Here is a 12604-nt window from a genome sequence, read left to right as displayed (position 1 = left end):
CGCCCCGCTTGCGCAACCGCCAGCCGTCAAGTCGGTTCAGTCCCCCGAGGGCACCAGCGGCGCGTCCTGCGCTGGCGTGTTTGTCCCGGCCGGGGGCGGCAGCAGGCTGCCGTCGCCGCCCAGGTCGGGTAGGGCCGGCGCTTCGCTTTCCTCGGCCGTGCCGCCGTGGGCGTCCGAGTTGATCTGGTCCACGACCGAGGATCCGGCCGACTTCTCGGCCGCGATGATGGTCAGCACGACGGACATCGCCATGAAGGCCCCGCCGATGATCCAGGTCGCCCGCCCCAGAGCCGTGGCCTGGCCCCGGCCCGACATCACGCCGCCCGCGCCCATGCCCAGGCCGCCCCCTTCGGAACGTTGAAGGAGCACCACCCCGATCAGCGCGACGGCAAGGATCAGGAGGATCACGAGGGCAACGGTTTCCATGGCGCTTTTCTCAAGGGGCGGAACGCGGCGCTTCTAAAGGGAGTCGCGGGGTCCCGCAAGCCTTCGTCCGCACGGCTTCCCCCGCCCTCACGTCACCGCTATAGGGGGCGCGTTTGCATCAGGGGGAACCAGCATGGCCAACGTCGTCGTCGTGGGCGCGCAATGGGGCGACGAAGGAAAGGGCAAGATCGTCGACTGGCTGTCCGAACGGGCGGACGTGATCGCCCGGTTCCAGGGGGGGCACAACGCGGGCCACACCCTCGTCGTCGGCAACCAGGTCTACAAGCTCTCGCTCCTTCCGTCCGGCATCGTGCGCGGCAAGCTGTCGGTGATCGGCAACGGCGTGGTCCTGGACCCCTGGGCCCTGATGGAGGAGATCGCCCGCCTGGAAGGGCAGGGCGTCCGCATCACGCCCGAGAACCTGATGATCGCCGAGAACGCGCCGCTGATCCTGCCCCTCCATGGGGAGCTCGACCGCGCGCGCGAGAGCAGCACCGCGGTGGCCAAGATCGGCACGACCGGGCGCGGGATCGGCCCGGCCTATGAGGACAAGGTGGGCCGCCGCGCGATCCGCGTGGCCGATCTGTTCGACCCCGCGACCGTGGCCCAGCGCATCGAGCGGCTGCTGACGCACCATAACGCGCTTCGCCGCGGCCTGGGCCTGCCGGAAGTCGACGCCACAGACCTTCAGGCGCGCCTGGAAGAGATCGCACCCAAGCTGCGGCCCTACGCCGCCCCAGTCTGGAAGGTGCTGAACGAGGCCCGCCGCGCCGGCAAGCGAATCCTGTTCGAAGGCGCGCAGGGCTCGCTCCTCGATGTGGACTTCGGGACCTACCCCTACGTGACCTCCTCCACCACGCTGGCTGGGCAGGCAGCGACCGGCACCGGCCTTGGGCCTTCCGCGGCGGGCTTCGTCCTGGGCATCGTTAAGGCTTACACAACCCGGGTGGGCGAAGGACCCTTCGCCGCCGAGTTGCACGACGAGATCGGGGAGCACCTGCGGACCGTCGGACATGAGCGTGGAACCGTCACCGGACGTAACCGCCGCTGCGGCTGGTTCGACGCGGTGCTCGTGCGCCAGACCTGCGCGCTGTCGGGCGTCAACGGCATCGCTCTGACCAAGATGGACGTTCTCGATGGCCTGTCCGAGCTGAAGATCTGTGTGGCCTACGATCTCGATGGCGAGCGGCTCGACTACCTGCCGACGGCGGCCGATGCCCAGGCCCGCTGCAAGCCCATCTACGAGACCATCGAGGGCTGGAACTCCTCCACGGCCGGCGCACGTTCCTGGGCCGACCTTCCCGCCCAGGCCATCAAGTATGTCCGCCGGATCGAGGAGCTGATCCAGTGCCCCGTCGCCTTGGTCTCCACGAGCCCCGAGCGCGACGACACGATCCTCGTGACCGACCCTTTCGCGGACTGAGCCATGGCCCTGAGCTACCGCGCGCGGCGCATCTGGACCTACCTGATCCTGCTGGTCGGCCTGCCGGTCTACGTCGTGGCCGCCGTCAGCCTGATCAACTGGATCGAAGGCGAATACGGCCGTGCGCCGGTCTGGCTCCAGCTGATCGTGTATGTGGCCCTGGGCTTCCTTTGGGCTCTCCCGTTCCGGTCGGTCTTCCGAGGTGTCGCGCGCGATGACCCCGACCGGCCGCCCCGGCCCTGACCGCCCCGGTCAGGCCGGGTCCTTGTCCTCGTGGTGGTCCGGGTGCGATCCGGCGGCAGGCGGCGTCGCCCGCACGGCCGCATCGAGGTCATGGCGGAACGAGGTCCTGCGACGCTCGGCCCCCGATTGCGGCCCGCCCAGGAGCCTTTCTGCTTCCGCCGCCGCAACGGCGGCCTTGAGGTGGGCCAGCGTCTCCCGGCGGCGTGCCGCGTCCGGGGCCGCGAGGTGGCGCTCGGCTTCGGACAGGAATCGGTCGAGCGTGTCCCCATCGACGTCGGATGGCGTGTCCGGAAGCTGCCGGCGTCGTGGCGCACGGCCAGGCCGGGGCGACTTGACGGCGGGCGCGCCGGCCGGAGGCGCGTTGGCCGCTCTCTGGGCCATTTCCACGATCCGCTTCAACGCGCCCATGTCCAGGGATGGCGGGGCGGTGCCGTCCCGGCTCTCGAGGCCCCGCAAGGCCTCGGAGAGCGCGGCGGCCGCCTCGGCTGGATCGTCGAAATCCCGCAGGTTGAACGTTAGGCCGCCTATGGTGACCTGCATTCCGTCGCTGGCATCACTCATGACATTGCTCGTTCACTCGGACCCGTGCCGCCAGGCTGTTCATGCGACTCGGGCATCAAGCCAAACGAGCCATCGACGAAACAGGGGTTCTTTCATGACGGTTTCAAGGCGCCGCCTGACCTGGAGTGACAATGCATGAGCGCCGGGGCGGTCGTCCATAGCAAGTGGCCCGTCACCCTCCTGGGTGGCGGGGTCGCGCCGGCCGATGATGTGGCTACCGCGCTGGAGCTGGCTCCGACGCTCGTGGCGGCGGACGGCGGGGCCGGGACTGCATTGGCCCTGGGGCTGAGGCCCGAGGCGGTGATCGGGGACATGGACAGCCTGTCGCCCGAGGCGGCTGCGGCCTTTGCCCCCTGCCTGCATCCCGTGGCGGAGCAGGATACGACCGACTTCGACAAGGCCCTCACCCGCATCGAGGCGCCCGTGGTGCTCGCCGTCGGGTTCGCCGGAGGTCGGCTCGATCACGAGCTGGCCGCGCTTCATAGCCTCGTGCTGCGCGCCGACCGGCCTTGTCTGCTGCTCGGTCCCGACACGCTCGCGTTCCATGCGCCCCCCGAGATCGATCTGCCGCTGGCGCCAGGCACCCTTGTGTCCATTTTTCCGTTCGCGCCCCTGCGCCTTCGGTCCGACGGCTTGCGCTGGCCGACGGATCACCTCGAATTCGCGCCCGATCGCCGCATCGGCACCTCGAACGAGGCGGCTGGCCCGGTGCGGCTCAGGCCCTCCACCCGGGGGGCGCTGGTCATCCTGCCACGCGCGACGCTGCCGCTGGCCCTCGACTCGCTGCGCGCCGCGCCACGCTGGCCGCCCGCTCCCGGTGGATGACATAAAGGCCGGACCCGACGATCACCGCGATCCCGATCCAGGTCAGGGCGTCCGGAAAGTCCCCAAAGACGAGGAAGCCCAGAGTGGACGCCGTCACGATCTCGAGATAGTTGAGAGGGGCGAGCGTTGCGGAAGGCGCAAAGCGCAGCGCCACCGTCATCAGCATATGCGCCACCGCCGAGGCCAGTCCCACGCCGAACAGCCAGAGCCAGGCCAGCTTCTCCGGCCAGACCGGATCGAGCTCGGGCAGCCCCGTCCCGTCGGCCCACCAGAGCGCGGGAAGGCAGATCGCGAACGCGAGGACCGAGGTGTGGTACTGCATGGGGATCGGGTGCATGCGTTTGGACAGGCCCCTGGTGACCAGCATGTAGGCGGCAAAGCTCAGGGCCGTGCCCAGGGGCCACAGGGCCACCGGGCCGAAGGTCGCAAAGCTCGGCTGGATCACGAGGAGCGACCCTATGAACCCCACCGCGCAGGCGACGATCCGGCGCGGTCCCACCGTGTCGCCGAACACCAGCCGCCCCAGGATCAGCAGCACGAAGGGCATCACGAACACGATGGCCAGCGCGTCGGCCAAAGGCATGACATCGATGGCCGACACGAAGGCATAGGTGGACAGCACGAGGAAGAGCGCCCGCAGCCCCACGGGACCCCAGAGCCCCCACGGGAGCAGAAGCCCATGCGCGACCGCCAGCGGCAGCATCAGCGCGCCCTGCACGAGGAAGCGGGCCGCCGTCACCTCGCCCACCGGCAAGGTCTGGGCCGCGAGCTTGGATGCGACGTCGATCAGGGGCGCGGTCACGACGAAGCCCAGCATGAGGGCGACGCCGGTCAGGGTTCTGTCGGCCATGGCACGCATCCGGGGCAGGGGGTCGTCCGATCCCTAGCAGGCGCGGCCAGGGAGGGCCAGGGTGCCGCATGGTCTACTGCGGCGGGCTCATGCTAGAGGCGCGCCGAGCCATAGAACGAGAGGACTTCCGATGCCGTCCATCCTTCGCGCCGCCCTGGCCGCGCTCCTGCTGTCTGCCGCGCCCGCGCTGGCCGGGGACATCGGCATCCACCATCCCTATGCCATCGCCAGCCGGCCGGGCGCCCCGACCGGCACCGCCTACATGCTGATCCATAATCACGGCGACCAGGACGACCGCCTCCTTTCGGCCTCCTCTCCCGCCGCGGAACGTGTGGAGCTCCACACGACCACCGAGGAGAATGGCGTGCTTCGCATGCAACCGATCGAGGGGGGCCTCCCGATCCCGGCCGATGGAGAGCTCGACCTGTCGCGGGGTGGGCCGCACATCATGTTCATGGGCGTCAAGGAGCCGTTCGAGGATGGCGATGTCATCGAGCTGACGCTTACCTTCGAGAAGGCGGGCGAGATGACCTTTCGCGTCCCCGTGGACCTTGGCCGGCTGACCGACGACGCGCCGATGGCCGACCATGGGGAGCACGCCATGCCCGAAGAGGGTCACGATCATGGCGACCATGCCGAGCCCGAGGGGCACGACCACGAGGGCCATGGGGGCTGAGGCCCCGAGCCATCGAAAGGCGGGTCATCACGGGTATGTGATGCTAATATAGAAACTCTCTGTTTCCGTTTACGTGCCTGTCACCGGCGCGAGAGGTCCTCGTGACCAGAAACCGGGAGTTTCAGATGACATCACGACTGCTTGCCACCACCGCATGCCTTGCGGTTCTGACAGCGGCCGGCGCCGCAAGCGCGGCCACGACGGGCCTGGGCTATGCGCTGGGCAACGGCGGGGCTTCGCTGGTCACCATCGGCGACCTGAACAACCCCGCGGGCCTGTCCGGGGTCATGCTGTCCACGGCGGATGGCCGGGACCTGGCCCTCGACGACCTCTCCGTCCGTCCCAGCACCGGCGGGCTTTACGGCTACAGCGGCACCACCGACACCTATTATCTGGTCGATCCCATGACGGGGATCGCGACGGCTCAGGCGATGGGGCCGGCAGTCAACGAGGGCGCCGCGGCTGGCTTCGATTTCAACAACGTCATCGATGCGGCACGGCTGGTCACGACCAACGACGACAACTTCGTCTTCGATCCCAAGGTGATGCCCGCCACCGTCACGCAGGCGACGGACCTTTTCTACGTGGCGGGTGACGTCAACGAAGGAGTGGATCCGACCATCTTCTCCAACGCCTACACAAACGCTGTGCCGATGGCGACGTCCAACGTCCAATATGTGCTGGACAGCGGGACGGACTCGCTGGCGCTCCTGGGCAACAACGCAGGCACCCTGACCACCGTCAGCCAGCTTTACCTGAATGGCAGCAAGGTCGATTTCTCGAGCGTCGGCGGCTTCGATATCCTGTCGATGTTCGAGGGCGACAACACGGCCTACGCGCTGCTGAGCATCGACGGCGTGCAATCGCTGTTCAGCTTCCTGCTGCCCGGAGCTGGGGAGAAGGTCGCGCTCAACTTCATCGGCGATGTCGGGACGAGCTTCGGTTCGCTTCAGGGCTTCGCCGTCGCCAGCGCGCCGGTCCCGGTGCCGCTTCCGGCCGCTGGCCTTCTGCTTGGCGCCGCGCTGGGCGGTCTTGCGGTCCTGCGCCGCCGCGCCGTCACGGCCTGAGCCTCCGGGAGGCGTCCCGCCGGGACGCTTCCCTCATCAACCGCAGATCGCGGCGGCGCGGTCGGCAAAGGCCTTGTAACGCCGCCAGAAGGCCTCGTCCCCGGGGCGGTTCGACTGGCGGACCTCTTGGGCGGACTGCGGGTCCTCGAAGAAGCCGGCCGCGCGCCGCTGGTCCGATCCCGACAGCGACTGGTTCGCGACCCCCTGGATGCACGAGCAGAGCTGCGCGTTCGCCGCATTCCGCCCCCCGGCCATGCAAGCCCGCCCGATATCGCCCGACACGCCGCCCCCGCAGCCGCCGAGCACCCAAAGCGCCGCCAGCGCGCCGCACAGCCCGAATCTCCGCACTGACCTGCCTCGTGTTCTTCTGCCCGCCGGGTATATTGGCGATCCGGGCGGCGAAGCGCAATTCGCCCGATCGGGGCGTGCGGCGTCCCTCCGCCTCCTGGGGCCGCTCGTTCACGCAAGCGCGACGTCGTGGCGCCGTCCGGACGCGTGCGAGCGCATTGACGCGTTGCCCTTTCGACACCATAGCGTGCAGCCATGACCGAGCTTTCCCGCATCCGCAATTTCTCCATCGTGGCCCATATCGACCACGGCAAATCCACCCTCGCCGACCGGCTGATCCAGTCGACCGGGACGGTCGCCGACCGCGACATGAAGGAGCAGCTGCTCGACTCGATGGACATCGAGCGGGAGCGGGGCATCACCATCAAGGCCAACACCGTCCGGATCGACTACAGGGCCAAGGACGGCAACGCCTATGTCCTGAACCTGATCGACACCCCCGGCCACGTCGACTTCGCCTACGAGGTCAGCCGCTCCATGCGCGCGGTCGAAGGCTCGCTCCTCGTCGTCGACGCTTCGCAGGGCGTCGAGGCGCAGACGCTCGCCAACGTCTACCAGGCCATCGACGCGGGCCACGAGATCGTCCCCGTCCTCAACAAGATCGACCTTCCGGCCGCCGAGCCCGACCGTGTCAAGGCGCAGATCGAGGACGTGATCGGCCTCGACGCCTCGGACGCCGTGCTGATCTCGGCCAAGTCCGGCCTCGGCATCCCCGACGTGCTAGAGGCCATCGTCAACCGCCTGCCCGCCCCCAAGGGCGACCGCGCCGCGCCGCTCAAGGCCATGCTGGTCGACTCCTGGTACGACTCCTACCTCGGCGTGGTCGTCATGATCCGCGTCATGGACGGCGTCATCCGCAAGGGCGACCGCATCCGCATGATGCAGACCAACGCCGTCTACGGCATCGACAAGCTCGCCGTGCTGCGCCCGCAGATGGTCGACATCGACGAGCTCGGCCCCGGCGAGATCGGCGTCTTCACCGCTTCGATCAAGCAGGTCCGCGACACCCGCGTCGGCGACACCATCACGACCGAGCGCAAGGGTGCCGAGACGCCGCTCCCGGGCTTCAAGCCCGCGCAGCCCGTGGTGTTCTGCGGCCTCTTCCCCGTGGACGCCGCCGACTTCGAGGACCTGCGCGACGCCATCGAGAAGCTGGCCCTCAACGACGCGTCCTTCTCCTTCGAGATGGAGACCTCGGCCGCCCTGGGCTTCGGCTTCCGCTGCGGCTTCCTGGGCCTCCTCCACCTGGAGGTCATCCGGGACCGGCTCGAACGCGAATACGACATCGACCTCATCACCACGGCGCCCTCGGTGGTCTATCACCTCTACATGAAGGACGGGGAGGTGAAGGACCTCCACAACCCCGCCGACATGCCCGACCTGACCTACGTGGACCACCTGGAGGAGCCGCGGATCAAGGCCACCATCCTCGTCCCCGACGAATACCTGGGCGACGTGCTCAAGCTCTGCCAGGACCGGCGCGGCATCCAGCTCGACCTGAGCTACGCCGGCAACCGCGCGATGGTGGTCTACGACCTGCCGCTGAACGAGGTCGTGTTCGACTTCTACGACCGCCTGAAGTCCGTGACCAAGGGCTACGCCAGCTTCGACTACTCGATCACCGGCTACCGCGAGGACGCGCTGGTCAAGATGTCGATCCTGGTCAACGACGAGCCCGTGGACGCCCTCTCCATGATGGTCCACCGCGACCGCGCCGAGATGCGGGGCCGCGCCATGGTCGAGAAGCTCAAGGACCTGATCCCCCGCCACATGTTCAAGATCCCGATCCAGGCTGCCATCGGCGGCAAGGTCATCGCCCGCGAGACTCTGTCGGCGCTGCGGAAGGACGTGACCGCCAAGTGCTACGGCGGCGACGCCACGCGGAAGCGCAAGCTGCTGGACAAGCAGAAGGCGGGCAAGAAGAAGATGCGGCAGTTCGGGAAAGTGGACATCCCTCAGGAGGCGTTTATCTCGGCGTTGAAGATGGACGGGTGAGTGGCACTAGTCTTAACGCAAGACCTGCCTCGCGAATAAGGCGGATGCTGACCTCCATGCTTGCGGCAAAATTTACTTCGTTGGCTGGGCGTTCGTAAGTAATTAATGTTGAGATCCCACTCTGAATGATGGCTCTCATGCAATCCGCGCAGGGAAAAAGGTTGCTGTAGATAGCTGATCCGGCAAGAGGTACGCCGGTACGAGCTGCATTGTAGATTGCATTTCTCTCGGCGTGCTCAAACCAGAAGTACTTTTCGCCTGTTACACGATTGTGGCGGTCTTCAATGTCGCCAGAGATTCCTCTAGGCAGGCCGTTGTAGCCCGTCGACAAAATAACATTTCCGTCTCCAACTATAACAGCGCCAACTCGTCTTCCTCTTTCCTCGCTCCAACCAGCGATGTGATCGCACAAACCTAGGAACCGCTTGTCCCAACGTTCGGAAGTGGAGGAAGTGGACTTGATCATCTTCATGAACTCGGAGGTAGTTGATGTTAGTTGTTGAGAGCCAAGTTGAGGAGCGAGGTTTAGTCTCTCCTGCCTCGCAGATCCAAACCAAGAACTCTACCTGCGATCTCACCGTCGGCAGGATTTTTCCTGCCGGTCCGGACTCAGTTGAGTGGTCCAACGACTCCGACGAGATCTGGCTCAAGCCGAGCCACATGGTTTCCGTTGTCACATCGCAGCGCCTCTCTTTACCCGCCGACGTTACGGGATTAGCGACGTTAGTAACATCGCTGACGCAAGAGGGAATCCTTTGTTTGAATGTTGGAGTAGTTGACCCGGGCTATGATGGGCCTCTCGGGGCAACTCTAGTCAACTTTTCAAACAAAGAGCGCCGCATCTATGTTGGGCAGAGATTGTTTAGGGTTCTGTTCATTCAGCATTCCCCGATTAAGAAGTTAGAGCCGTTTGTTCAGCATCCGACGACTTACGGCTATAAGGTTGCGCAGCGAAGTAGAAACCAATTCTCTGAAACGTTCTTGGATGTGAAGAGCCTTCGGAGAGCAGCTGAAGACCACGCATGGCGCGTTGTTCTGGGTTCAATAATGCGAAACTGGGTGCCGTTGTTGGCGATTATTCTTGCGGCCTTTGCTTGGCTTGCTCCGAGGTCTCCTCAGACGGGCAACGCGATAAGTCCTCCGGCCGTCCAGAGCGATTAGGAGGTCTAGAGGGCAGTTCCATGCAGCAAGCCTAAGGTGAGTGGAGCGCCCCTCGGGCGCGCAACCCACGCGGAGGGGCTCTCGTGGGGGAACCGCGTGGGTTGCGTCCGCGATGCGGGCTCCACCCACCCTACGCGACGGCTCTTCCGACGCCGAACCTCACTCACCCTCCCGCCGCCGGAACGACGAGAACGGCCAATCCTCCGGATTCTCCACGAGCCCGTGCTTGGCCGGGTTGATCCGGCAATACTCCACATGCGCGAGGACATCGGCCTCGTCTCGGATCGCGTGCTCCCGGAACCACCCCCCACCCCCAACCCTTTCCCTTCCGCCGCCTCCACCGGAAAGGACCCCACCATGAACCGCAGCCAGCTCTGGGCGATCCTCATCGGGGTGTTCGTCGTCTTGGTCCTCATCTACATCTTCTTCGCCACCGGCGGGCCCGAGAACGTGCAGGAGGGCAACCCCGCCGACGCGCAGTCGAGCCAGCCCGTCACGCCGGGCACCGCAGAGAACCAGTGATGTGACGCCCTGACGGGCGTGGGCCGGACCACGCCATGCCCAAGGGGCAGCGACGGTCTGAACGCAAGGACGCGGCGCGGCCTTTTTTGGGCCGCGCCGCGCTTGTGTCGTCCAGTGGCGTGTCATGCGGGCTGGAGGTCCATCCGGGGCCGCCGCGCCGCGCCCATCCCGGCCACCGCAAGGCCGGCCGCGCCCAGCGCCGCAATGAGCGCCGTCATGTCCAGGAGGGTCCGGCCGTCCGCATGCTCGCCCGGATAGACCTCGGCCATGGCCGGGTCCTCCGGGAGGTAGCGGACCTCGACCTCCTGGCCGACGCGGACGCTGTCGAAGACCGACGGCGGCACCGCGTGCCCGATCCGGTGCGTCCGCTCGTCGCCGTCGGTGCCGACCGACTGGTAGGCGTAGGTGACGGTCATGGCCCCGGTGCCGGCGCTCGCCCTCTGCTTTTGCACCACGAAAGCCGTCGTCGTGATGCCGTGGTCCGCGAGCGCGCGCGCCGGCCCGGTCCCGGTCGTCCACAGGGTGGCCGCGCCCAGGGCGATCACGGCCAGCAGCAGCGCGGCCAAGCCGCCCTTCTTCAGGTAATCGAGGATCATGATGAAAATTCCCGTGTTTTGAATGCCAAGGAATGAACCATGATCCCCGGACGCCGGATAGTGGGGGAAACCTGACCCGAGGTCCGGCAGGCGGGCGCGATCACATGTCCTGTGCTTCGCTGGAACCGGGCCTCGTGCTGCTCGTTCCTGACCGGACACGGCAAGGAGAGTTTCCATGACCGACGACCCCAAGAAAGACGCCGAGATCGAGGCCCGCTTCTGGGCTGCCCTCCGCAAGGACATGACTGTCATGCTGGGCCTCGGCACCGAGATCGAGTACCGCCCGATGACCGCCCAGCTCGAGGACGACCAGAGCACCGGGCCCATCTGGTTCTTCGGCAACCGCGAATCCGACCTGGTGGAGCACCTCGGGACCGGCGCCAAGGACGCGAGCTTCCACTTCGTCTCCAAGGGCCATGATATCTGGGCCACGGTGTCCGGCACGCTGCAGGTCGAGAACAACCGCGCGATGATCGACAAGCTGTGGAACTCCTACGTCTCGGCCTGGTACGAGGGCGGCAAGGACGACCCCAAGCTCGCGCTGCTGCGGCTTGACCCCCAGCACGCCAAGCTGTGGAAGGACGGGTCCTCGCTCGTGGCCTATGCGCTGACCCTGCTCGGCCGCGACCCGACCAAGGACTACAAGGACAACATCGCCGAAGTGTCGATGCGCTGATCTAGGCGTCCAGGAACGCCCGCACGGCCGCCTCCGTCTCGCGGGGGCGGTCGGCGTGGACCCAGTGGCCCGCCCCCTTGACCCGGACAAAGCGGGCATTGGGGAACAGCGCCTTGATGCGCGGCCGATGCTCCGGCAGGACGTAGGTCGAAAGCTCCCCCGACAGGAACAGCGTCGGTCCGTCAAAGCGCCCCACGACCTCCGGGAAGCCGACCGCGGTGGCCATGTTCGCCTCCAGCGCGTCGAGGTTCAACCGCCAGCGCCGGTTCGCGAGATCCAGGCTTTGCAGCAGGAACGGTGCAAGCGCCGGATCGGCCTGCATCTGCGCCTCGGCCTCGGCGCGCGAGCCAACCGTGGCCAGGTCCACCCGCCGCATCGCCTCGATGGAAGGCATCTGCGTGTGCCCATAGGCGACCGGCGCGATGTCGAGCACCACGAGACGCCGCACCAGCCCGGGCCGCAACAGCGCCAGCACCATCGCCGCCTTGCCGCCCATGGAATGGCCCAGGACGTCCACCGGACTTCCATGGTCCTCGATCGCACCGGCCAGGTCCCGGGCCATGGCGGGATAGTCGTGAACGGGGTCGTGGAAGCTCTGCCCGTGGTTCCGCATGTCCACGGCCAGCACCTCGCGCGTGTCGGACAGGCGGCGCGCGATCACCCCCCAGTTCCGGGCCGAGCCGAACAGGCCATGGGCAATCAGCAGGGCAGGGCGATCGGTCGGGGCGCCGTGGCGGATGACGTTCAGCATGGCACTTACCTAGCTGCGCTGCCCCTTGCGCTCCAGGGGGCTTGAGCCCGGGCGCTGCGGCCGCCAGAGTTGCATCATGTCCGACTGGTCCCCCCACCTCGCCAGCCTGCGCACCCTGTTGCATGACCAGCTTGGCGTTCGGGGGCGGACACTGGGCCAGCAGGTCCGGCGCGCAGGACGGCGACTTCCGCGCGCGCTCCGCACTGATGCGCTGTTTCTGGCCCGCGCCGAAGAGATGGCGCGCCATCCCCGTCTGGCCCGCCTCGTGGACCCTCGACAGGTCGCGAAAGCCGAAGGACGGGTCGCCTCGCATCTGCGCAGCCTCGATCCCGTTCAGGCGCGTCGTCACCGTCGGCTCGACTGGCTGGCGACAGCCGGATTCTACATCCTGTCCACCGCCGCGCTGATCGTCGCGGTGCTCTGGTGGCGGGGCTTCATCTAGGCGCCGCTGCGTCCTGATCGGGGGACGGCTGCCGACCCGCCG

Annotated in this window: 17 protein-coding genes; 10 read left to right on the top strand and 7 right to left on the bottom strand. The window is 67.0% G+C overall.

What is annotated here, in order from left to right; translation table 11 throughout:
• Positions 1 to 36: 36 nt before the first annotated feature.
• Entirely contained in the window at positions 37 to 426 is a 390-nt protein-coding gene (secG, locus tag J3P31_RS04325; protein ID WP_210527167.1) for a preprotein translocase subunit SecG, read from the bottom strand.
• 133 nt (positions 427 to 559) lie between these two features.
• On the opposite strand from secG, the gene J3P31_RS04320 reads away from it, so the two are divergent.
• On the top strand, positions 560 to 1849 hold the full coding sequence (locus J3P31_RS04320) for an adenylosuccinate synthase (protein ID WP_210527166.1): 1290 nt from the start codon (positions 560 to 562) through the stop codon (positions 1847 to 1849).
• Between the two features lie 3 nt (positions 1850 to 1852).
• Positions 1853 to 2092 (top strand): DUF2842 domain-containing protein, encoded by a 240-nt coding sequence (locus tag J3P31_RS04315; RefSeq protein ID WP_210527165.1) that lies wholly within the window; start codon positions 1853 to 1855, stop codon positions 2090 to 2092.
• Positions 2093 to 2101: 9 nt separating this feature from the next.
• Here the strand turns inward: J3P31_RS04315 and J3P31_RS04310 are convergent, their stop codons facing one another.
• Complete coding sequence (locus J3P31_RS04310; protein ID WP_210527164.1) at positions 2102 to 2653, bottom strand: hypothetical protein; 552 nt, start codon at positions 2651 to 2653, stop codon at positions 2102 to 2104.
• A gap of 135 nt (positions 2654 to 2788) precedes the next feature.
• On the opposite strand from J3P31_RS04310, the gene J3P31_RS04305 reads away from it, so the two are divergent.
• Positions 2789 to 3478 (top strand): thiamine diphosphokinase, encoded by a 690-nt coding sequence (locus J3P31_RS04305; protein WP_210527163.1) that lies wholly within the window; start codon positions 2789 to 2791, stop codon positions 3476 to 3478.
• On the opposite strand, the gene J3P31_RS04300 is transcribed toward J3P31_RS04305, so the two are convergent.
• Positions 3396 to 4337 (bottom strand): DMT family transporter, encoded by a 942-nt coding sequence (locus J3P31_RS04300; protein WP_210527162.1) that lies wholly within the window; start codon positions 4335 to 4337, stop codon positions 3396 to 3398. The genes J3P31_RS04305 and J3P31_RS04300 overlap by 83 nt on opposite strands.
• A 121-nt stretch (positions 4338 to 4458) precedes the next feature.
• Here J3P31_RS04300 and J3P31_RS04295 point away from each other — a divergent pair, with 121 nt between their 5' ends.
• Positions 4459 to 5004: a copper chaperone PCu(A)C gene (locus tag J3P31_RS04295; RefSeq protein ID WP_210527161.1), complete on the top strand. Its 546-nt coding sequence runs from the start codon at positions 4459 to 4461 to the stop codon at positions 5002 to 5004.
• 125 nt (positions 5005 to 5129) lie between these two features.
• Entirely contained in the window at positions 5130 to 6071 is a 942-nt protein-coding gene (locus J3P31_RS21305) for a DUF4394 domain-containing protein (RefSeq protein ID WP_246849266.1), read from the top strand.
• A gap of 36 nt (positions 6072 to 6107) precedes the next feature.
• Here the strand turns inward: J3P31_RS21305 and J3P31_RS04285 are convergent, their stop codons facing one another.
• Positions 6108 to 6419 (bottom strand): arginine transporter, encoded by a 312-nt coding sequence (locus J3P31_RS04285; RefSeq protein ID WP_210527160.1) that lies wholly within the window; start codon positions 6417 to 6419, stop codon positions 6108 to 6110.
• A gap of 195 nt (positions 6420 to 6614) precedes the next feature.
• On the opposite strand from J3P31_RS04285, the gene lepA reads away from it, so the two are divergent.
• Complete coding sequence (gene lepA, locus J3P31_RS04280; RefSeq protein ID WP_210527159.1) at positions 6615 to 8414, top strand: translation elongation factor 4; 1800 nt, start codon at positions 6615 to 6617, stop codon at positions 8412 to 8414.
• Here lepA and J3P31_RS04275 read toward each other — a convergent pair.
• Complete coding sequence (locus J3P31_RS04275) at positions 8386 to 8880, bottom strand: deoxycytidylate deaminase (RefSeq protein WP_210527158.1); 495 nt, start codon at positions 8878 to 8880, stop codon at positions 8386 to 8388. The two genes, lepA and J3P31_RS04275, sit on opposite strands and share 29 nt — an antisense overlap.
• Positions 8881 to 8903: 23 nt before the next feature.
• Here J3P31_RS04275 and J3P31_RS04270 point away from each other — a divergent pair, with 23 nt between their 5' ends.
• Together J3P31_RS04270 and J3P31_RS04265 are read left to right on the top strand one after the other, a co-directional pair.
• Entirely contained in the window at positions 8904 to 9575 is a 672-nt protein-coding gene (locus tag J3P31_RS04270; RefSeq protein WP_210527157.1) for a dCTP deaminase domain-containing protein, read from the top strand.
• Between the two features lie 357 nt (positions 9576 to 9932).
• Positions 9933 to 10097, top strand: coding sequence for a hypothetical protein (locus tag J3P31_RS04265; protein ID WP_210527156.1), 165 nt, complete (start codon positions 9933 to 9935; stop codon positions 10095 to 10097).
• Between the two features lie 122 nt (positions 10098 to 10219).
• On the opposite strand, the gene J3P31_RS04260 is transcribed toward J3P31_RS04265, so the two are convergent.
• Positions 10220 to 10693 (bottom strand): DUF3592 domain-containing protein, encoded by a 474-nt coding sequence (locus J3P31_RS04260; RefSeq protein ID WP_210527155.1) that lies wholly within the window; start codon positions 10691 to 10693, stop codon positions 10220 to 10222.
• Between the two features lie 175 nt (positions 10694 to 10868).
• Here J3P31_RS04260 and J3P31_RS04255 point away from each other — a divergent pair, with 175 nt between their 5' ends.
• Positions 10869 to 11369 (top strand): pyridoxamine 5'-phosphate oxidase family protein, encoded by a 501-nt coding sequence (locus J3P31_RS04255; RefSeq protein WP_210527154.1) that lies wholly within the window; start codon positions 10869 to 10871, stop codon positions 11367 to 11369.
• Between the two features lies 1 nt (position 11370).
• On the opposite strand, the gene J3P31_RS04250 is transcribed toward J3P31_RS04255, so the two are convergent.
• The gene (locus J3P31_RS04250) at positions 11371 to 12120 is read right to left on the bottom strand and encodes an alpha/beta fold hydrolase (RefSeq protein WP_210527153.1); all 750 of its coding nucleotides are present in this window, start codon (positions 12118 to 12120) and stop codon (positions 11371 to 11373) included.
• A 76-nt stretch (positions 12121 to 12196) separates the two neighbouring features.
• Between J3P31_RS04250 and J3P31_RS04245 the strand changes: the two genes are divergently transcribed.
• A complete protein-coding gene (locus J3P31_RS04245; RefSeq protein WP_210527152.1) occupies positions 12197 to 12562 on the top strand; it encodes a hypothetical protein in 366 nt (121 codons plus the stop codon).
• Positions 12563 to 12604: the final 42 nt, after the last annotated feature.

Origin of the sequence: Rubellimicrobium arenae (assembly GCF_017916275.1) — a bacterium.
Taxonomy (GTDB): domain Bacteria; phylum Pseudomonadota; class Alphaproteobacteria; order Rhodobacterales; family Rhodobacteraceae; genus Rubellimicrobium; species Rubellimicrobium arenae.
Note: the sequence above shows the minus strand (reverse complement) of the source record. Positions and strands in the feature narration are given on the sequence as shown.